Origin of the sequence: Pseudoalteromonas sp. Z9A6, assembly GCF_011378805.1 — a bacterium.
Lineage (GTDB): Bacteria > Pseudomonadota > Gammaproteobacteria > Enterobacterales > Alteromonadaceae > Pseudoalteromonas > Pseudoalteromonas distincta.
Genome location: NZ_WTKZ01000014.1, coordinates 32958 through 52670 on the forward strand (window position 1 = coordinate 32958; position 19713 = coordinate 52670).

Here is a 19713-nt window from a genome sequence, read left to right on the forward strand (position 1 = left end):
CTATGCGCAGTTTGGTTTTATGTTGTTTGGGTATTTTGTTATTTGGTTGTCAATCAACGGAGCAAGAACCACAAGAAGCTCCACAAATATTTACTCATTTTGAGCCTGACTATACTTATGATATTGACGATGAAGTAGCTCAAACGCCTCAAGTTAAAGAGGCAGTTACGCCACTTCAATTCAAAAAAACAATCGTAAAAAAGCGCCCACTAAAAACCACCGATCTGTGGATGCATATAGCCAATAATCTACACTTTACGATTTATCAAAATCGCGCTTTAAAAAAGCGTATCAGCTGGTATGCAAAGCAACCTAACTACTTACAAACGGTGAGCAAACGCGCAGCGCCTTACCTGTATCACATCGTAAAAAAAATTGAGCAAAAGCAATTACCTATGGAGCTCGCATTACTACCATTTGTAGAAAGCGATTTTAGACCAACAATAGCCTCATCACAGCAAGCTGTTGGTGTTTGGCAGTTAGTTGGCGCAACGGCGCATCACTTTGGTGTTAAGTCAGACCAATGGTATGACGGGCGCCAAGACGTACTTGCTTCAACCGATGCTGCACTTGATTACTTAAGTTACTTACACAAACGCTTTGATGGTAATTGGCTACATGCTTTGGCCGCTTATAATAGTGGTGAAGGCCGTGTTAAACGTGCAATCGAAAAAAACAAAAAACGCGGTAAAAGCACCGATTACTGGTCGCTCAGTCTGCCAAAAGAAACTGCTGGCTATGTACCCAAATTACTCGCTTTAAGTTATTTAGTTAAACATCCACAAAAGGGCATTAAACGCCCAAAGCTAGCATATAAACCATTTACAACACAGATGAACATAGGCCAGCAGTTCGACTTTTCAGTCATTGCCAAGCTCTCTGGTATAGGTTCAAAGCAGTTACATGCTATTAATCAGGGATATTTAAAAAATCAAAGCTCACCTAACGGGCCGCATACTTTACTGCTGCCTATAGGGCAAGAAGCATTATTAAAAAGTCAGTTCTTCAAATCAAACTTTGCTGGAGAGTACATCGTTAAACAAAACGATACGCTTTACAGTATCGCCAGGCGTTTTAGTATGTCTGTAAAAGCTTTGAAACAACTTAATAATAAAAATAATAATTTAATAGGTGTTGGAGAAAAGTTATTAGTTGGGCAACCTAAAACTCTGCCAAGCACATTAACTGTTGATTACAAAATCAGCCCTTATTTAGAACACCAAGAGATTGCGATTCCCACCATTGAAATAGATTACGAAGTTAAGTCAGGCGATAGCCTTTGGAGTATAAGTCAGCTTTATGATGTACCTCATAGCGACTTGGCAAAATGGAACAAACTCTCTGCATCAAGTATTTTAAAGCCTGGCACTCAATTAGTACTGTTTATACCACAGGCTGAAAAGCAAAAAGCAGCACCAATAAAAAAAGATTTACTGCTAGATTTACAAAAAACACTAAATCAGCCACGTTAAGTTTATAAACACGTATATTTCGCGTAAAATTGCGCCCTAACATAGTTATTATTTGAAGAGACAAGCATGCAAATTAGCAAAAATTCAGCAGTTGAATTTCATTACACCCTTAGCGAAGCGGGCGAGCAAATTGAAAGTAGCACAAACGAAGCGCCACTTACTTACATTCATGGCAGCGAAGGCATGCTTCCTGGTTTAGAAAAAGCACTTGAAGGCAAAGAAGCTGGCGAAAAATTTAGTGTAACTCTAGAGCCAAGTGAATCATACGGCGAGCGTGTTGATGACTTAATTCAACGTATTCCGCTTAAGCACCTACAAGGCGACGTTAAAGTATGGAAACCTGGTATGACAGCAATGGTTAGCTCTAACCAAGGTCGTCATCAGGTTACTATTGTTAAGGTTGGTCGTTTTAACGCAGATTGTGATTTAAACCACCCATTTGCTGGTAAAACGCTAACGTTTGACGTTGAAGTTATATCGGTACGTGAAGCAACAAGTGAAGAAGTTTCTCACGGACATGTGCACGCTGAAGGCGGCTGTGGTCACTCTCACTAGTTAGCAATAAAGGAAGTAAGTATGTCTAAAGTTGCAGTCGTTACAGGTGGTACAAAAGGTATTGGCTTAGCCGTAGTAAAGCGTTTGCTAAACAATGGCTATGAAGTACATAACCTTGATATAGAGCTGAGCGAAATCGGTATATTTCATCAGTGTGATGTAAGTGATGTATCGGCGGTACAAAGCTGTATCAACGCTATCTGTGAACAAAGCAAACGTATTGATGTACTTGTTTCTAATGCTGGAAAACACTTAAGCGCAAATATAGAAAGCACCGACGAGCAAACTCTCGATGCACTTTTTGCGCTTAATGTTAAAGGCGCTTATGCCGCAATACAAAGCGTATTGCCAAGCATGAAAGCGCAAAATGGCGGCGCTATTATATTAGTCGCTTCCGATCAGGCAATTATAGGTAAGCAAAACTCTTTTGCGTATAACCTAACAAAACATGCCCTTGCCTCAATGGCTAAAACAACAGCGCTTGATTACGCAGGTTTTAATATTAGAGCAAATGCGGTATGCCCTGGCACAATAGAAACCCCGCTATTTCATAACGCAATAGATGCGTACTGCGCAAAAAGTGGCGCAAACAAAGCTGAAATAGTTGCCGAGGAAGCAAGTCTTCAACCGCTTAACCGATTAGGTCAAGCCGATGAGGTTGCTGCCCTTGTGAGCTTTTTAGCAAGCGACGATGCCAGTTTTATAACAGGCAGCCTACAAAGTATTGATGGTGGTTACACAGCCCAATGAGCATGCAAATTATTGACCCTCATGTGCATTTTTTTAATCTTGCCGAGGGGCAATATACTTGGCTACAAGGCGAAAACCCACCAGCATGGCCTAACCTAGAAAAAATTAAACAACCAATAAGTGCAGAGCAACTTGTTAAAAGTACTGATTTTGAACTTGCGGGTATTGTGCACATTGAGGCTGGGTTTGATAATCAATCACCTATAAACGAGTTAAACTGGCTAAGCTCGCATTTAAAAAACCTTTCATTCAAGGCTATTAGTTACAACCAAATTGATGCGCCCGCAGAGCAATTTAATCACGCGCTAAATGCACTGGCTCATTCAAGCCTTTGTGGTATAAGAGATATAACCGAAGAAGATGATGCAGTGAGACTAAAAAGCCCTCATTGTATTAATAACCTTAATTTATTGGCTACAAATAAACTGCATTTTGAAGCTCAATTTGATATTGAAAATAGCGAAATAACCAAACAAATAGCTTACTACGCTAAGCAGCTACCGCAGCTTCAGATTATAATTAATCATGCAGGACTGCCAAGTAATTTAAATGACTGGCAACAAGGTGCTGAGTTACTTGCTCAGCACGACAACATAGCAATTAAATTCTCTGGTTTTGAATTACTACAACTTACCAGTGAGCAACAAGCAGCGTGTTTTAATATTCTTTTTAATCACTTTGGCCAGCAGCGTATTATGTTTGCAAGCAACTTTCCTGTGTGCCAAATAAATACAAGCTACAACACTCTATGGCACTGCCATAAGGCGTTATGCTCAAACGATAAGACATGGCATAACCTTAGCTATGCAAACGCTAAGCACTACTACCAAGTTTAAGTAAAACTAGTTATATTAAACTCTCTTTTTATAATAATACGGCCAATTTATGAAAATGTACTTTTTACTAATCGTTGTATTTTCTGCGTTTTTTCTCAATGGCTGCATATCTCAAAATCCAGATCCGACACCTAAGCTGCAACATGCTCTACTGGCAAAGCCAAATAAAACAGCCGTTAGCAAAGCAATTAAAACACTTGTACATATACAAGAAACTCAATTAGCTGAGAATGTATTTACTACCAGCAGCACAGTAACCCTTAGCAATGTGGATGGTAATAATATTATCGACACGCAAAGTCGCAATACACCCGATCAGTTTGAATTGATGATTAAAGGCAAGCAATGCTATATACGCCACCTTGATAGTAAAGCCACTATTGAGCTTAAAGACGTAGAATGTAGAATTAACGAGTTATAACAAGCTAAAACTTTACCAAAAAAGTAAAAGCCGGTAAGTGACTAATCACTTACCGGCTTTTTAATGCATGACCTAAGTTAGGTTAAAAGACTATTATTTTATTTCTACGCGTTGAGAACGCATAACAATCTCATCATTTAATTCAATACCCAACCCTGGCTCTTCTGACACTTCAAAGAAACCATTTTTAGGTTGTGGGTCTTGTAAACATAACTCGCGGTTCCACTTTTTAATCGCATAAGTGTGGTGCTCATGAATCAAAAAGTTAGGGATAGCCGTTTCTAAGTGCAGTGATGCTGCTGTTGCAACAGGCCCGCCACATACGTGAGCTTGAATACGCACATCAAAGATATCTGCGTAATCACATACTTTTTTAGTTTCGGTAAAGCCACCACATAAACCAATATCAGGTTGCAGAACATCAATACTTTGCTCTTCTAAGTACGGGCGCACACCCCAGCGATTATACAAACGTTCACCACCAGCAATTGGCACATTAACTTTATCTGCTACTTTTGCATGTAATGAATGGTTTAAATAGTTAACTGGCTCTTCAAAGTACATACAGTCAAATTCTTCTGCAATTTCACCCAACTGAATGGCTGTTGTCACGCCAGGTAAACTATGGCATTCAAAAATAATATCCACTTCGTCGCCTACTGCTTCGCGAATAGCTTGCATACGCGCACGATATAGCTTCATTTCAGTACGTGATATTATTTTTGTACGGTCGTAATAAGTATTGCCGTCTTTATCGTACTGAATTGGATCTACTTTTACTGCATCGTAACCTTCGGCCATCGCCTTTAAAGCCGCTTCTGCATATTCTTGCGGTTGTACTAGCGCTTTAAATTCGCTATCCCAGTCAAACTGTAATTGTGATGCGTACGTACGTAGTTTGTCGTTAACTTTACCGCCTAATAATTGATATACAGGTAAACCAAGCGCTTTACCTTTAATATCCCAAAGCGCGGTATCAATTGCGCTCATTGCAGCATATACAACTGGTCCGCCGCCTAAACCCCAAAAGCTCTCACGTAACATACGTGACCATAGTTTTTCTGTTTGAAATGGGTCGTGGCCGATTAAAAAGGCGTCGGCCATTTCTTTAATCATAGCCGCTGCAGCACTGTGACCTAAATCGTATGCAAGGCCCGCTTCGCCAACACCACTAATACCTTCGTCAGTATGAATACGTACAAACACAGGTGTCCAAGAAGGTCTATCAGGACAGTGAATATCAAATACTTCAACGCGATTTACTTTCATTAAAATTCCTTATTAACCGCTATGGGTTATTTTGCAAAACTAGGGTCAAGTCGATACGCTTTACGTAACATCGCAGGCCACGCAAGTTGCCCGCCAGTGCTGCCACTGTGTACTACATTTGCTTGATTATAAATATTGTCGATTATAGGCTGCGGTACTTCAATAACCTCTTGCGAGCTTGATTGTAGCGCTAATTGAATTTCACACGCTCGCTGTAAATCATAAAAGCGCATAAACGCATCGCCTACCGTTGGGCCTACCGTTAAGCCACCATGATTTACCAATAACATATGGTTAGTGCTGCCTAAATCGTCTTGCAACACTTTTCGCTCGTCGTCGTTTACCGCAAGCCCTTCGTAACCATGATAAGAAAGCGATGGCAGTGAAAACATTGAATACTGGCTAAGCGGTAATAAACCATTTTTTTGTGTAGCAACAGCGATTGTTTCTTTGGTATGAAGATGAATAACACAATGAGCGTCTTCGCGTACCTCATGAATCGCACTGTGAATAGTAAAACCAGCAGGGTTAATACTAAATGGCGTATCATCAATAATGTTACCGTCTAAGTCGACCTTTACTAAATTAGAGGCAGTTACTTCATCAAAGGTTAAACCAAAGGCATTCACTAGGTAGTGATCGGTGCCAGGCAAACGTGCTGATAAATGCGTATAGATTAAATCCCCCCAACGAAAGTGCTCTACCAGTCTATAACACGCGGCTAAATCAACACGAAGTTGCCACTCTTGTGCTGATACTTTATTTTTTAAATCGAGTTGGGGTAAATCAAACATAATGAGCCTTTTAAAAACGTACATTATTAACCTGTACGAACAGATGTTTAGAAGTCTAAAGCAGTCTCTATTTTATAGCAAACACCAAACAAAACAGCCACACTATTGTGTGGCTGTTTGTAAAACTAAAATACCAATTGTATAAAAATGGTATAGCTGCGTAAATTATTTTACGTTAGCTAGGTAATCTGCAATTGCTTCAAACTCTTCATCAGTTACCGTTGCAACCATTGCTTTCATAGCCATGGTCATACCGTTATTACGTGCACCTGATTTGATGTCTTTCATTTGCGCTACTAAGTAGCCTTTGTTTTGACCGTTTAGTTTAGGGTACATACCCATAATTGGTGCTTTACCTTCAGCGCCATGACAAGTTTGACAATTCTTAGCGGTATAAAGTGCAGCGCCATCGGCAGCTGCTGCATTAAACGAGAAGCTTGCGGCTAAAGTAATACCCGCGCCTAATAGTAGTGTTTTCATCTTGCTCATTGTATTTACTCTTCTTTTTTGACGGTTAGAAAAACTGTTCTATTGATTGTAGTAAACAATCAAATAAAAAAACATACGTACGAAACGACGCTAGACGATCAACTTAACCAAAAACCGCTAACTCGTTTCTATCTCACTTTTATATACTTTAGCAAATAAAAATGAGCTTACCCTTAATAACTATTACCACACTATATCATCTGGTACTTCAAAGTCTGCGTATGGGTCATCTTCATCTTTTGGTTTGTTTTCTGGCTCTACATGAAAAACAATATACTTTTCGTCAACTTCAGCCACTTTGCGTGCTGGTTCGTCGTCTAATACGTAAAATTGCCCTTCGAGTACACAAATAGCTAAACGACCGCCCGATAACGCTTTTTGCGTTTTCTCGTTCACGTCGATATTTTTTACTTTATTTTGATAAGTAAAATTAAATGTGCGCTCACCACGAATAGCGTCTTGATTGTGGTGCTCTAAAATTTGTTTAACACGCGCTTCTTGTTCGCGCTGCTTTAAGCTCACTTGGCGTGTTTGGTTAAGCTCTTCAGCTTTTTTTTGCTGCTCTAGCTTGGTTTGTTGAATATGCTTTTGCAGATCACTTGGGTTGCTAGTCGCCCCTTTCTTTTGCTTTTTTTGTTGCTTACGCTTTTCTGATTTAGCAACTTTAGCATTATGCGATGTTGTTAATCCTGCTTGAAGCAATTGGTCTTGTAATGAACCCATGACTTTGTTCCACTAAAAACTAATATTATCGCTATTTTAATCACCAACGAGTTCAAATAACAGCGCTATCGACATTAATCTAGCAAACTAGTTAAAACAAACCATGATATAGCGCAATGACTATGGTTTTAATTATGAATTAAAAGCAATTTTTAATACAATACCACGCAACCAATCAGCAAATGCACAAGCCATATAATGCGTTTACCTCATCTACTCGTTTGCTCGGTATTTATATTTTTTGTGCTTTATGCACCGCAACCCCTACTTAGCCTTTTTGCGAGCGAATTTAATGTAGCACCTGCGGTAGCTGGCAGCTTAATGACTGCAACTATGCTGCCCTTAGCCATTGCCCCGCTCGTTTATGGTTTATATTTAGCAAAAATAAATCCACTACTTATATTACGTATTGCAATGGTGCTTTTAGGCCTTAGCTGCTTACTTTTTATTTATGTACCTAGCTTTGAGCTTTTATTATTAGTCAGATTTTTACAAGGTCTAACGCTCCCCGCAGCTTTAACAGCAATGACTAGCTATATAGGTATGAGTTATAGCGCTGATACACTTCAAAAAAACATGACCCTATATATTGGTAGCAGTATAGTTGGTGGTTACTTTGGTCGTGTGCTCGCAGCTTTGTTTAGCGACTTATGGAATTGGCAGAGCTTTTATTACGTAATTGCTTTTATGCTTATTTGCTTAGCTTTGACAATTAAGCATTCTCGCTTTACAAACCCAGCTACACCGTCGCAGCTCTCCCCTCTGGATTACATTAAACAACTTAAAGAAGGCGCTATCCTTAAAGTGTACGGTGCCGTCTTTTGTATGTTTTTTTGTTTTGCTGCATTACTTAATTACTTACCGTTTATATTACAAAACACGTTTTTAATTACTAATACTCGTGACATAGGTTTAGTTTACAGTGGTTATTTAGTTGGTGCCCTCGCCTCTATTGCTGCACCTTGGTTGCTTAAAAAAGTCCCTTCGCCTTGGCATTTATTAACTGCGGTATTTAGTTTTTATAGTGTGAGTATTATTTTATTAATGAGCCACCAGCTTAGCTTATTTTTAATCGCATTTACTTTGTTTTGCGGTGCTATGTTTGTGATTCATTCAACTGCCGCACCGCTCGTTAATAAAATCAGTAAAGCCCCACCAAGTGTAACCAATGGCGGATATGTATCGTTTTATTACAGTGGTGGCGCATTGGGGTCGTTATTACCCGGTGTGGTATACCAACATCATGGGCAAACAGCGTTTATGTTTACGCTGCTTGCGGTTTGCTTATGTGGTTTATCGTTAATTATGTGGGCTTATTTTGAGGGTAAAAATACAACGCGCGGTTGATGCTTTGTGTGATTAAAAAATGTTTCTAAATCAGCTTTACTAAGCAACCATGTTTGGGTGTTTTCAAACGGATGACAATGAAACAAATCACCACCCCAAATATCTTGATCGACCCATAAGCTCACTTCGTTTTGCTTATCATTCAAAAGAGCCAACATAGATACACACCCAGGAGCCACTTTTAAATACGTTGCTAAGCGTTCACTCGATGCAAACCCTAAGCGTGAAAGCCCTTGTTGCTTTGATAGTACCTTTAAATCGAGTTGCTTATTGTGCGCTGTAATAACTAAAAAGTGTCGCTTGCCTTCGTTATCGCGTAAAAACAGGTTTTTAAGACGAGTACCTGGGCGCTCAATCATAAACTCATCAGCCGCTAAGCTAGTATGTAGCGGCGGATGCTCTATTACATCATAGTTAATATCTAGGTGCGCCAAAAGCTCTGCTAACTTAGTTTTATCAGCCAGCATATTACAAACAACGCCCTCTTAGTTGTACACTCAAATCTCGCCATAAAACATCATTAACTTCATGCTTGTTGCCGCAATACTTACGATCTTTTAGCTCTTGATTTAATAATTCAACTGCTTGGTCTTCTAGCTGTAACTTCAAAATGCTCGACTCTTCAAAATGCTCTTTCTCTATATACTGCTTAACCTCACCACGACTTGGTCTCTTGTTAGGACCACGGTCTAAGTTAAAGTTTTCACGATGCTTAGCTTTTACCGAAACAACATAAGCAAAAAGCTTATTGCCTTGCTCATCTTGCTTTTCGTGAAACTGTTTATTATTTATTTCAAAAGGCGGCTCATCATTTGAGGCACAGCCAGCGAGTAAAACCATAAGCGCTAGAACACATTTTTTCATTGTTTTTTATCGTTTTAGTTTTGAATTAAGCCGAGTCTAACAAAAATTGACGTAAACAGTGAAAATTTACGAAAAAATACTTGACCAAATTTATAAAAAAACTTAAAGTTCGTCCCGCTTGGAACTCAGCAGTCAAGCAGTTACATTATATGTAACTTAGGAATGTGGGGCTATAGCTCAGCTGGGAGAGCGCCTGCCTTGCACGCAGGAGGTCAGCAGTTCGATCCTGCTTAGCTCCACCACTTTCCTACTCTTTTTCAAATTCGTTCTACTCTTCTATTTTTCCACTGTTTTTATTATTTTTTGATACCCTAATATTCTAATTTTTCATTCTATATAACTTTAAATTTATCCATTCAACTTGTGTCTTTACAAGTTCTTAGCTATACATAATGTCACACATTAGTACTTTAGGCTTAACATGGACAACCCTAAGCGTTCAACGCTAAAAAAGCTAGCTGCAATAGGTTTAACAGCTGGTGCAATAACACATGCGCCTTATGTTTTTGCCCGGAAAAAAGTCACATTAAGAGTGCTTGGTACGCATGTAACACTCCAAGAGGCTATTCGCAAGCAAGCGATGAGTGACTTGGGTATTAATATAGAATTTACTCCCGCAGGCAGCGCTGCCGTTTTGCAAAAGGCATCAATGGACCCTGGCTCCTTTGATTTATACGAACAATGGTCAAACAGCATTAATGTGCTTTGGGATGCAGGTTCTATACAGCCAATAGAAAAAAAACGACTCACCTACTTTAACGAGATAAATCCACTTACTAAAACGGGAAAACTAACCGAAACTGCAAGTATTGGTGCAGGTGATGCTCCCTATAAATTATTAAATGTTCAACCCGATGGCACATTAAGCTCACAAGAAAGCGATCATATTAGCTTTTTACCTTATGTGCATAATGTTGACTCTTTTGGTTACAACACCGACTTTATTAAGCCAGGTATAGCATACGAAACAGAAAGCTGGAGTTGGCTGCTTGATGACGAGAACAGAGGTAAAGTAGCTATTGTAAATGCGCCTACCATTGGATTATTTGACCTAGCCCTAGCAGCACAAAGTAAAGGACTTATAAAATTTAACAATATAGGTGCAATGACCCGCCCAGAACTTGATAGGTTGTTTAGTATATTACTCGACTTTAAACGCCAAGGTCACTTTAGTGGCTATTGGAATTCGGTTCCTGAGTCGATTGAATTTATGAGAAGTAAGCGAGCCCATATAGAAAGCATGTTTTCGCCTGCAGTTTCTGCATTAAACAGCCAAAATATTAATGTTCAATTTGCCGCGCCAAAAGAAGGCTACCGAGGCTGGCATGGTGTTATGTGTTTATCGTCACAAATACAAAGTAGCGCAAAAGATGCAGCTTACGATTATATGAATTGGTGGCTTTCAGGCTGGCCTGGTGCATTTATTGCTCGCCAAGGTTATTACATTAGTAACCCGCAGCGCTCTAAACTACTCCTATCTCAGTCTGAATGGGATTACTGGTACGGTGGAAAAGCAACAAACATAGATTTATTAAATACCAATGGCGACGTAGCTGTAAAAGCAGGTGGGCAACGTAATGGCGGTAGTTACCATAAACGCTTTAGTAATGTAGCTGTGTGGAATACAGTTATGCCAACCTATGACTACAGCCTGCAAAAATGGTATGAGTTGATTAGCCGATAATGATAATAAACTCAATTAAATCAAAAATAATATTAGCTCTGTGTTCGCTGATTGGATTACTTCTTTTACAGAGCTATTTGTTTAACTATTCGCAAACGTCTTTACTTAACTTGCAAAAATCGCAACATAACGCGCTTATTCAAAGTGAAGCTGTAACTAACTTAGAAAACGATATTATTTCCCTGCAAGGGCATGCAGTTTCATTTATTGACAATGCAAATGAAAATACGATTACCAAATTTAATTTTTACTTAAATAAGGCAAATCTAAATCTCGAGCAGCTAAAAACAAACACTCAAAACCAGACCCCTGAGTATCAAAACTCACTAATACGCCTTGGCGAGTATTTAAATAATTACCAAGATACATTTGGCCAAGTTGTCGTAAACAGACAAAAACGCGAACACATTTACATTACTCAGTTCAAACAACCTATTGATGACTTACAAGTAACAATTAGTGATTTAGAAGGGTCTTCAAACAATGATAATAAAGTTATTTTTAACGATGTTTTACTCACAATAAGTAATTTAAAACATGCAATTATAAGCTACCTCTATAAACCTAATTTTGATGAAGCACAAAATGTAAAACAAAACTTAAATCACTTACATAAAAAACTAACGAGCACCTCTGTAATAAATGAATCCCTCTCCAATAAAACAACAAGCTTAAAACAAGCTTATAACCAACTTGTATTACTCACCCGTAGCTACACTTTTTCTGTAAATGTAGTGCTTACAGGCATAGAAAACGAATTGCTGTATTTAACTAATGAAATTAAAAACATAGAAAAAAATAAACTAATCAAAACAGAAGAGCTACTAAGTAGCCACTTAACAAAAAATACAGAACAGGCAAATATATTTGCCGTTTTAATTATGTTAATCATTTTATTTTTAAGCTATTTTATTTTTAGATCGGTTATAAAACCAATTACTCAGCTCACTTTATTACTTAAAGACATGAATAGCGAAAAGCCAGTAACTATTTCAAATAACAGCCAAAATCAAACTGAAATAGCATCGGTAATAAAAGCAGCTAACGCTTTATATTTAAAAAATAAGCAAACCAAAGAGCTACTCAATGAAACCCGCGTATTAAATTCCCAAATGGAAGCAATGAATGCCGACCTGACGAGTGCCATGGAGCAAACCGATAAAGCCAATAAAACAAAAATAGATTTTGTAGCCAATATGAGTCATGAACTTCGCACCCCAATGAATGGTATATTAGGTATGTTGCAACTTTTACAAAGCAGCGAGCTTCCCTCAAGGCAAAAACACTACGCAGATAAAGCTTTTTCAAGTGCTCAAAATTTATTGCAGATTTTAAACAATATTCTGGATTTTTCTAAGCTAGAATCGGAAAAAGTTCAGTTAGAGCAAATCCCTTTTACCTTACATACTATAGTTTCTAACGTTCAAAATTTATTCTCAACAAATGCCAAGCAAAAAGGTTTGTTATTAAACTTTACTTTACACGTTGATGCAGGGCTTGAACTTATTGGCGACCCAATGCACTTAAGCCAAATAATAAATAACTGTGTAGGTAACGCAATTAAGTTTACTGAGCATGGTGAAATATCATTAATTATAGAAGCGACATCTCAACACGAAAAAACAATAAACCTTCGCTTTAGTATAAAAGACACGGGTATTGGGATGACTGAAGAGCAATCAAAAATTATATTCCAGTCTTTCTCGCAAGGTGATTCAAGCACAACAAGAAAGTATGGTGGGACCGGTTTAGGACTCACTATAAGCAAACAATTAACTAAATTGCTGGGCGGAGATATACAAGTAAGGAGCACGATTAATCAAGGTAGCGAGTTTTTCTTTACTCTACCCTTTACTTTATCTGAGCAACAAAAGCTTAAAAAACACGCCTTATTAATTAGCCCTGATAATGAGCAAATTAAAAAATTAATGGACTTACTAAGTGATATAAATATAACGACAGAAACAACACAAGAACCATTAAGAGCCATTGCAAAAATGTCTCAGCCTAGTAGCCCATTTAGTATTGTAATAATGTCGATAGAAAAAAAAGAGCTCAACGATAACTTTATTTTACAACAACTGTACGCTCAAAATAAAACCGCTAATGAAAAATTAACACTTATTTTATTAATTACCGATGAAGAGTCTCCTGAGTCAATTGCAAAAAATGAAAATATAGACATTATAATTATTGGTAATAAAAATAGTGAAGTTGAAATTTTAAGAAAGCTTTCACCAAATAATTTTAAAGAAAAGCAATTAAAGCCTCACCCTAAATTCTCGGGTTTTAATGCATTAGTTGTTGACGATAATAAAATTAACCAAGAAATAGCCTCAGCCCTTTTAACAAGATTAGATATGACTGTGATCATTGCTGATAATGGACGTGATGCATTAGATAAAATAGAGACAAATGACATCGATATTATTTTTATGGATGTTCAAATGCCAGTTATGGATGGGCTAGAAGCAACTGGCATATTAAGAGAGCGAGGCTACAAAACTCCTATAATTGCTATTACGGCAGCCGCAGATCCTAATGATAAAAAAGCAGCGTTTAGAGCGGGTATGGACGACTTTTTAGTAAAACCGATTATTTTTGATGCGCTTTACGAAAGTATAGAGAAACATCTGCAAAGTAATGAACCTCTGAGCACTATAAATCTGCTTTTAGCAAAAGAAAACCTAGAAAATAATGACGTATTATTAACTAAATTATTTACTCAGTTTGTCAACGATTACAATGACTTTTCGATTAAAGCTGATATATTAATTAAAAATGGAGAGTTAGAAAGCTTAATTCGACTAGTACATACACTTAAGGGCCTTGCCGGCACATTAGGTTTGGAGCTACTGCAACAAAGCGCGCAAAGTGTTGAGAAAAGCTTAATAAATGAGAAAAGTATTAACTTATCTCACTTTAATGAACAATTAACACTTACACTTTTTGCCGTAAAACAATTCTTGGTAGCTGATAGCTTTAAAAAAGAACATATACAGCGACATGAACTAGAAAACGAAGACTCGGTTATCGATAAAATATACTCATTAGCATTAACGGCTCGCCCCGTACCTAGCAGTTTGGTTAGACAGCTAGAAATGAATCAATATGATAGAAGCCACTCTCTATTTAAGCTCAAAGAAGCAATTGATCATTTTAACTACGCATTAGTAATAGAGTTGATTGATAAATATAGAAACGATAATAAAAATTAGGCATAACCACTAACCTGAACTAGATTTAACATAGCAAAGAACGCAAAGAAGGATAGATAGTGCATTCAAATTATCTCGCAAACAGTAAGGGATTAACTACAGAGAGAAAGCATAAACCTTTAATTCTTATTGTTGATGACGAACCTAGTAATTTACACGTATTAGTTGAAGGACTTTTAACTGACTACGACGTACGTATTTCAACTAGTGGTGAGCAGGCTTTGATCTTTATTGAGTCAACTCGGCCTGACTTGATTTTATTAGACATAATGATGCCTGGCATGGACGGCTACGAAGTATGTAATATACTCAAAGCGAAACAAAATACCAAAGGCATCCCCGTCATATTTGTAACTGCGCTTACCGAAGAAGAGTCTGAAGAAAAAGGCTTTGCTATGGGCGCAATTGACTACATACACAAACCTTACAAGCTAGCGCTCGTTAGAGCACGCATTCGCACTCATATTACCGCTCAAGGAATGCTAGATAGGCTTATAGAAAAAAACTTCGACCTGCACGACAAATTACTCGAAATAGAGTTACTGGCGAAAGAATTAAGCCAACGTGAAGAAGAATTAAAAGAACTTTCATCAAAACAAAAGTTATTTTATCAAGCCCTAACGGGAACCGCCGATGGTGTTGTTATTACCGATAGTAATGGCAAAATTATTGCGGTGAATCCTTCATTTTGTCGTATAACCGGTTACTGTGAATCAGACTCACTACAAATGCAATTACACGATATAAAACAAAACAACCATCCGAGTATTAGCTTTGACCAAGTATGGGAACATGCAAATCAAGCAGGCTATTGGAGTGGAGAACTTGTAACTAGACGAAAAAATGGCGAGCTTTACCCTGAGCTACTAACTCTCAGTATGGTAAAAGGCGAGCAAGATACTAACGTGCACTATATTGGCGTATTTAGTGATATTTCGAGCGTTAAAGTAACCCAAGAAAGAATTCATTACCTTACATGGCATGATGAACTTACAGGTTTACCCAACCGAAATGGGTTTTTAAAGCAGTTAGAGCAACAACTTCAACTTTGTAGTACCGAAAATAGTTATGCCTATATTTATATTATTGATATAGACAGCTTCCACTCAATTAATGATGGATTAGGCTTACTCGCTGGCGATAATATTTTAAAAGAATTAACTAAACGAATTCATTCTAAGGTGAGTAAAAAAGATGTTATTGCTCGCTTAGGCAGTGATGAGTTTGCAGTGCTGTGTACAGTTGAAAAAGGTGTGGGCAGAGCTAGAGCTCAAGCAATGGCTGAAAATAAAGCCCAAGAGCTACTTGCAAGTGTAAACCATCCATTTGTCTTTGCTGAACAAGACGTTAGCTTAACAGTAAGTATTGGCACCTATATCTTTCCACGAGAAGTTCAATGGGAAAGTGCTATTGAGACTATTCGTAACTGTGAAGCGGCCTGTTACAAAGCAAAAGAGAAAGGCGGCAATAGAGTTACCTTTTTTGATACTTCATTTGGCGAGCAAGCAAAACGCCGTTTTGAAATAGAACAAGATTTACGTAAAGCTATTTCTAATAATGAGCTATCGCTATATTTACAATCCCAATTTGATCGAAGCCAAACCCTTAAAGGCGCAGAGGTTTTATTAAGATGGGAGCACCCTCAAAAAGGCTTTATTAGTCCTAGTGAGTTTATATCTATAGCCGAAGAGTCAGACATAATTTATGATTTAGATTGCTGGGTAACTTCAAATGCACTTGAAATGCTAACGCAACTTAGTAAAACTCACCCTGAGTTAAACTTATCAATTAATATAAGTGGCAGGCACTTTCATGAAGCGCGTTTTTTAAACTTTATTAGCCAACAGATAAAGCAACATAACATTAATCCTCAACAACTCACTATTGAGATAATTGAAGGTACGTTACTTAATCATATGGAAGCGGCTATTGAAGCTGTTCACTTTCTCAAGAAGCTAGGTATTAGAGTATCAATTGATGACTTTGGTACTGGATATTCGAGCTTAACCTACCTAAAACAATTACCAATACAAGAACTTAAAATTGATCGTTCTTTTGTGTTAGAGGCACCTATCGATAACAACGATAAACTAATTATTGATATGATTGTAAGCTTAGGTCGTTTATTTGAACTCGAGATAGTTGCTGAAGGCGTAGAGAACCAGTCCCACTTTGATTTACTACAGGAGTATCCTGAGGTTATTCTGCAAGGCTATTATTTGCATAGACCGGAACCTGCAAGAGATTGGTTTAAAAAGTTAAAGTAACTGTAGCGTGATTTATAAACTAAAAAGCCGAGCATGAATATGCTCGGCTTTTTATGGACTTAATTTTTGCGGTTACTCGCGAACTTGGCCAACTCCATTAACTAAATACTTTTCGGTCGTTAGTGACTCGAGGCCCATAGGACCGTATGCATGTAGCTTGGAAGTAGCTATACCAATCTCTGCGCCTAGACCCAATTGTGAGCCATCAGAAAAACGAGATGATGCGTTAACCATCACTACAGAAGCATCAACACTGCGTTGGAATAACTCTGCAGCAGCTTTATTTTTAGTACAAATTACTTCTGTATGGTTTGAACCAAACTGTGCAATGTGTTCAACCGCTGCCGTAAAGTTTGGTACAACGCGAATAGCGATTTCTAGGTCTAGATATTCTTCACCAAATTCGTTATCGGCTAACACAGTTGCATTATCAAAATATTTAGCTGCAAAGCTGTCAGCATTTATTTTTACACCTTCTTGGCGTAATACAACTGCACACAGATTTAAAAACTCATCTGCCACATCTTGATGCACAACTAAACCTTCTAGTGCATTACAAACACCAGTACGCTGCGTTTTACCGTTAAGCAGTAAGTTAAGCGCAATTTCTAGGTCGGCATCTTTATCTACATATAGATGACAAACGCCTTTGTAATGCTGAATTACTGGGATCGTGCTGTTTTCAGTAACAAAGTTAATTAAACCCTCGCCGCCGCGTGGAATGATTAAATCAATGCTTTCACGTTGCTGCATTAGTTCCATTAGTAGCGCACGGTCTGGATCTGGAATCACTGAAATAAGTGATACCGGTAAGTTGTGCTTCTCAAGTACGCTGTGCATTACACTTGCGATAGCTTGTGAACTTCTAAGTGCTTCTTTGCCGCCACGTAAAATTACGCCATTACCTGATTTAAAGCATAATGCACCAGCGTCTGCTGTCACATTCGGGCGTGCTTCGTAAATCATACATACAACGCCAAGAGGTACTCGCATTTTGCGAATTTTAATACCATTTGGGCGCTCAGTAATATCACGCAGCTGACCAACAGGATCATCAAGGCTTACGATTACTTCAATACCTTCTGCCATTGCTTCAATACGCTCATCGTTTAACGTTAAGCGGTCGATCATTGAGGCTGCTAAGTTATTGTCGCGTGCTGCGCTTAAATCACTTTCATTTTCTTTTATTATAAATGCTTTTTGCTCTCTTAGTGCCGCTGCCATTTCAACTAATACTTGGTTTTTAGTCTCGGTATCGAGTAAAGCAAGTGTATGTGCAGCTTTAGCTGCCTGACGTGAAATGTCCGTAATTAAACTCATGACTTCTCCAATAATGCGATATGTTTTTCAGATATAACTGGTCCAATTGAATCCTGCATTTTTTCGCTGAATTCACTCTGTTCGTTGTCTGCAATAAAGTTTAACAAACAGCTACTATAATTTGCGGTCGCTTTAGCTAAACGCGTACCGTCTTCACTACGTACTAAAATGGTATCACCCACGGCAAATTCTCCGTGAACTTCCATGATTTCGTCACCACGAATACACCCACTTTCACCTTCAAGAGATTCATCAAACGAGCCATCAACAACAACTTCGCCTTGCTCATTTGCTGTGTGTGTCATCCAATGCACAGAGTCCTGCATCGGTTTTTCGTACGGTAAAAATACACTACCTGGGTTTTCTCCAGCTAGCAGTTTTGTAAATGTTTCTTCTTTAAAGCCATTTATAATATAAGTCGCTATACCATGAGATGTTGCTTTTTCTGCCGCTTCTATTTTGGTTTTCATGCCACCAGTACCTACTGCACTTGTAGCACATCCTGCCATAGCATAAATAGATTCATCAATTGATTTTATTTCAGGCAGTAACACCGCATCATCATGTAAGTTAGGGTTTTTATCATATAGCCCATCAACGTCTGAGAATATTAATAAAGCATCGGCATCGGCAGCTGCTGCGACCATTGCTGATAAGTTATCGTTGTCACCTACTCGTAAATCATCAGTGGTTACGGCATCGTTTTCATTAATGATAGGAAGTACACCATGTTCAAGTAAAGTGAACACGGTTTCACGAATGCTCTGATAACGCTCGCGGTCACGTAAATCGCCATGAGTTAGTAATAGCTGCGCAGATGGAAAGTCAAAAAATCGGTCCCACATGGCAATCATTTCTGTTTGACCTGCTGCCGCCATTGCTTTTTTCATTACCACAGAACGTGGTTTGTCTGATGGGAATAAGTGCGCGCCAGCCGCTACAGAACCCGATGATACTAAAATCACCTCGATTCCACGGGCACGACAACGAACAATGAACTGTGCGATGGTTAATATGTAACGCGAACGGCAGCCATCTTGATCTGGTGCAATTAATGCACTACCTACTTTAAGTACGATACGTCGCCAATTTAACTTTTGCATAAATGCTCAACTTTCCATTTTATCTGCGCTCACCTTAATTAGACGAGCTAAAACTAAGTAGCTAGGTTTAAAACATAGCTTCGAATATGTCTTTCATTTAGGCAACACTTTTTTACACACACGCGAAAACCATATCTAAAACTACAAGCTTAGATTTAAGGTTAAGTATAAAGTAGCAACAACCCAATAATATTGAGCAGCACTAATCAAAAAATTTAAAAGTGTTGTTTATGCATCGCTGTAAAAAGCTGTGTGTGGCTTTTTTATTAACAACATACATAGAGCCTCTAAAGTCTGATACACCAACAGATAGGGTGAAGACCAAAGGACCGAGATTTAACCGCCACGATGGGGGTTAAACATTGAAAGCAATAGTTCAACTCAAACCTTTATTTACTTAAATAATTAAATAAACTTGTTTAGCAAAACCATACCAAGAGTTCGGCAAATGAAATTATGTAGTGTTCAAATACTAGTAACACCACTAATGCATGATTATAAAGATTAAAAATGACGTTAAGATTAACAAACCACTTTTACTTCCAATAAACTTCATTAGATAACTAATTATTAGAACACAAAGCATATTACACTAAATACC

At 38.1% G+C, this 19713-nt stretch carries 17 protein-coding genes and 1 tRNA gene; 10 read left to right on the forward strand and 8 right to left on the reverse strand.

The annotated features are described in order from the left end of the window. Positions 1 to 2 precede the first annotated feature (2 nt). From GQR53_RS07775 to GQR53_RS07795, 5 genes are all read left to right on the forward strand, one after another. The gene (locus GQR53_RS07775) at positions 3 to 1472 is read left to right on the forward strand and encodes a LysM peptidoglycan-binding domain-containing protein (RefSeq protein ID WP_165743442.1); all 1470 of its coding nucleotides are present in this window, start codon (positions 3 to 5) and stop codon (positions 1470 to 1472) included. 66 nt (positions 1473 to 1538) lie between these two features. Further along, positions 1539 to 2027 (forward strand): peptidylprolyl isomerase, encoded by a 489-nt coding sequence (locus GQR53_RS07780; RefSeq protein WP_007586440.1) that lies wholly within the window; start codon positions 1539 to 1541, stop codon positions 2025 to 2027. A 21-nt stretch (positions 2028 to 2048) separates the two neighbouring features. Continuing rightward, complete coding sequence (locus tag GQR53_RS07785; protein ID WP_010554366.1) at positions 2049 to 2777, forward strand: SDR family oxidoreductase; 729 nt, start codon at positions 2049 to 2051, stop codon at positions 2775 to 2777. After that, positions 2774 to 3613 (forward strand): amidohydrolase family protein, encoded by an 840-nt coding sequence (locus GQR53_RS07790; protein WP_024605609.1) that lies wholly within the window; start codon positions 2774 to 2776, stop codon positions 3611 to 3613. The genes GQR53_RS07785 and GQR53_RS07790 overlap by 4 nt, the downstream gene beginning before the upstream one ends. Before the next feature lie 49 nt (positions 3614 to 3662). Further along, positions 3663 to 4034 carry a hypothetical protein gene (locus GQR53_RS07795; protein ID WP_024595815.1) on the forward strand — a complete coding sequence of 124 codons (372 nt, stop codon included), beginning with the start codon at positions 3663 to 3665 and terminating at the stop codon, positions 4032 to 4034. A gap of 93 nt (positions 4035 to 4127) precedes the next feature. Here GQR53_RS07795 and GQR53_RS07800 read toward each other — a convergent pair whose 3' ends face one another. The 4 genes from GQR53_RS07800 to GQR53_RS07815 all read right to left on the reverse strand — a co-directional run bounded on the left by GQR53_RS07800 (position 4128) and on the right by GQR53_RS07815 (position 7309). Beyond that, the gene (locus GQR53_RS07800) at positions 4128 to 5303 is read right to left on the reverse strand and encodes a mandelate racemase/muconate lactonizing enzyme family protein (RefSeq protein WP_024605610.1); all 1176 of its coding nucleotides are present in this window, start codon (positions 5301 to 5303) and stop codon (positions 4128 to 4130) included. Between the two features lie 26 nt (positions 5304 to 5329). Further along, complete coding sequence (locus GQR53_RS07805) at positions 5330 to 6097, reverse strand: class II aldolase/adducin family protein (protein ID WP_010554363.1); 768 nt, start codon at positions 6095 to 6097, stop codon at positions 5330 to 5332. Positions 6098 to 6262: 165 nt separating this feature from the next. Beyond that, positions 6263 to 6586: a c-type cytochrome gene (locus GQR53_RS07810; protein ID WP_165743444.1), complete on the reverse strand. Its 324-nt coding sequence runs from the start codon at positions 6584 to 6586 to the stop codon at positions 6263 to 6265. 183 nt (positions 6587 to 6769) lie between these two features. Next, positions 6770 to 7309 carry a DUF2058 domain-containing protein gene (locus GQR53_RS07815; RefSeq protein WP_002957867.1) on the reverse strand — a complete coding sequence of 180 codons (540 nt, stop codon included), beginning with the start codon at positions 7307 to 7309 and terminating at the stop codon, positions 6770 to 6772. Between the two features lie 198 nt (positions 7310 to 7507). On the opposite strand from GQR53_RS07815, the gene GQR53_RS07820 reads away from it, so the two are divergent. Then, positions 7508 to 8656, forward strand: coding sequence for an MFS transporter (locus GQR53_RS07820; RefSeq protein ID WP_165743446.1), 1149 nt, complete (start codon positions 7508 to 7510; stop codon positions 8654 to 8656). Here GQR53_RS07820 and GQR53_RS07825 read toward each other — a convergent pair. Together GQR53_RS07825 and GQR53_RS07830 are read right to left on the reverse strand one after the other, a co-directional pair. Beyond that, positions 8623 to 9123: a prolyl-tRNA synthetase associated domain-containing protein gene (locus tag GQR53_RS07825; RefSeq protein WP_165743448.1), complete on the reverse strand. Its 501-nt coding sequence runs from the start codon at positions 9121 to 9123 to the stop codon at positions 8623 to 8625. The two genes, GQR53_RS07820 and GQR53_RS07825, sit on opposite strands and share 34 nt — an antisense overlap. A gap of 1 nt (position 9124) precedes the next feature. Further along, the gene (locus GQR53_RS07830) at positions 9125 to 9520 is read right to left on the reverse strand and encodes a hypothetical protein (RefSeq protein ID WP_165743450.1); all 396 of its coding nucleotides are present in this window, start codon (positions 9518 to 9520) and stop codon (positions 9125 to 9127) included. Positions 9521 to 9686: 166 nt separating this feature from the next. On the opposite strand from GQR53_RS07830, the gene GQR53_RS07835 reads away from it, so the two are divergent. The 4 genes from GQR53_RS07835 to GQR53_RS07850 all read left to right on the forward strand — a co-directional run bounded on the left by GQR53_RS07835 (position 9687) and on the right by GQR53_RS07850 (position 16689). Next, positions 9687 to 9762 (forward strand) — tRNA-Ala (locus GQR53_RS07835). Between the two features lie 179 nt (positions 9763 to 9941). After that, positions 9942 to 11204 carry an extracellular solute-binding protein gene (locus GQR53_RS07840; RefSeq protein ID WP_165743452.1) on the forward strand — a complete coding sequence of 421 codons (1263 nt, stop codon included), beginning with the start codon at positions 9942 to 9944 and terminating at the stop codon, positions 11202 to 11204. Then, a complete protein-coding gene (locus GQR53_RS07845; RefSeq protein WP_165743453.1) occupies positions 11204 to 14422 on the forward strand; it encodes an ATP-binding protein in 3219 nt (1072 codons plus the stop codon). The genes GQR53_RS07840 and GQR53_RS07845 overlap by 1 nt, the downstream gene beginning before the upstream one ends. Positions 14423 to 14481: 59 nt before the next feature. Next, positions 14482 to 16689 (forward strand): EAL domain-containing protein, encoded by a 2208-nt coding sequence (locus GQR53_RS07850; protein WP_165743455.1) that lies wholly within the window; start codon positions 14482 to 14484, stop codon positions 16687 to 16689. A gap of 72 nt (positions 16690 to 16761) precedes the next feature. Here the strand turns inward: GQR53_RS07850 and GQR53_RS07855 are convergent, their stop codons facing one another. Continuing rightward, positions 16762 to 18009, reverse strand: coding sequence for a glutamate-5-semialdehyde dehydrogenase (locus tag GQR53_RS07855; RefSeq protein WP_165743457.1), 1248 nt, complete (start codon positions 18007 to 18009; stop codon positions 16762 to 16764). Further along, complete coding sequence (gene proB / locus GQR53_RS07860) at positions 18006 to 19112, reverse strand: glutamate 5-kinase (RefSeq protein ID WP_024600220.1); 1107 nt, start codon at positions 19110 to 19112, stop codon at positions 18006 to 18008. Before proB ends, GQR53_RS07855 begins: the two co-directional genes overlap by 4 nt. Between the last annotated feature and the right edge of the window lie 601 nt (positions 19113 to 19713).

Excerpts from the sequence above, each read along its gene's own strand:
- GQR53_RS07775 (WP_165743442.1), top strand. The coding sequence starts at position 3 with ATGCGCAGTTTGGTTTTATGTTGTTTGGGTATTTTGTTATTTGGTTGT.
- GQR53_RS07780 (WP_007586440.1), top strand. The coding sequence starts at position 1,539 with ATGCAAATTAGCAAAAATTCAGCAGTTGAATTTCATTACACCCTTAGC.
- GQR53_RS07785 (WP_010554366.1), top strand. The coding sequence starts at position 2,049 with ATGTCTAAAGTTGCAGTCGTTACAGGTGGTACAAAAGGTATTGGCTTA.
- GQR53_RS07790 (WP_024605609.1), top strand. The coding sequence starts at position 2,774 with ATGAGCATGCAAATTATTGACCCTCATGTGCATTTTTTTAATCTTGCC.
- GQR53_RS07795 (WP_024595815.1), top strand. The coding sequence starts at position 3,663 with ATGAAAATGTACTTTTTACTAATCGTTGTATTTTCTGCGTTTTTTCTC.
- GQR53_RS07800 (WP_024605610.1), bottom strand. The coding sequence starts at position 5,303 with ATGAAAGTAAATCGCGTTGAAGTATTTGATATTCACTGTCCTGATAGA.
- GQR53_RS07805 (WP_010554363.1), bottom strand. The coding sequence starts at position 6,097 with ATGTTTGATTTACCCCAACTCGATTTAAAAAATAAAGTATCAGCACAA.
- GQR53_RS07810 (WP_165743444.1), bottom strand. The coding sequence starts at position 6,586 with ATGAGCAAGATGAAAACACTACTATTAGGCGCGGGTATTACTTTAGCC.
- GQR53_RS07815 (WP_002957867.1), bottom strand. The coding sequence starts at position 7,309 with ATGGGTTCATTACAAGACCAATTGCTTCAAGCAGGATTAACAACATCG.
- GQR53_RS07820 (WP_165743446.1), top strand. The coding sequence starts at position 7,508 with ATGCGTTTACCTCATCTACTCGTTTGCTCGGTATTTATATTTTTTGTG.
- GQR53_RS07825 (WP_165743448.1), bottom strand. The coding sequence starts at position 9,123 with ATGCTGGCTGATAAAACTAAGTTAGCAGAGCTTTTGGCGCACCTAGAT.
- GQR53_RS07830 (WP_165743450.1), bottom strand. The coding sequence starts at position 9,520 with ATGAAAAAATGTGTTCTAGCGCTTATGGTTTTACTCGCTGGCTGTGCC.
- GQR53_RS07840 (WP_165743452.1), top strand. The coding sequence starts at position 9,942 with ATGGACAACCCTAAGCGTTCAACGCTAAAAAAGCTAGCTGCAATAGGT.
- GQR53_RS07845 (WP_165743453.1), top strand. The coding sequence starts at position 11,204 with ATGATAATAAACTCAATTAAATCAAAAATAATATTAGCTCTGTGTTCG.
- GQR53_RS07855 (WP_165743457.1), bottom strand. The coding sequence starts at position 18,009 with ATGAGTTTAATTACGGACATTTCACGTCAGGCAGCTAAAGCTGCACAT.
- proB (WP_024600220.1), bottom strand. The coding sequence starts at position 19,112 with ATGCAAAAGTTAAATTGGCGACGTATCGTACTTAAAGTAGGTAGTGCA.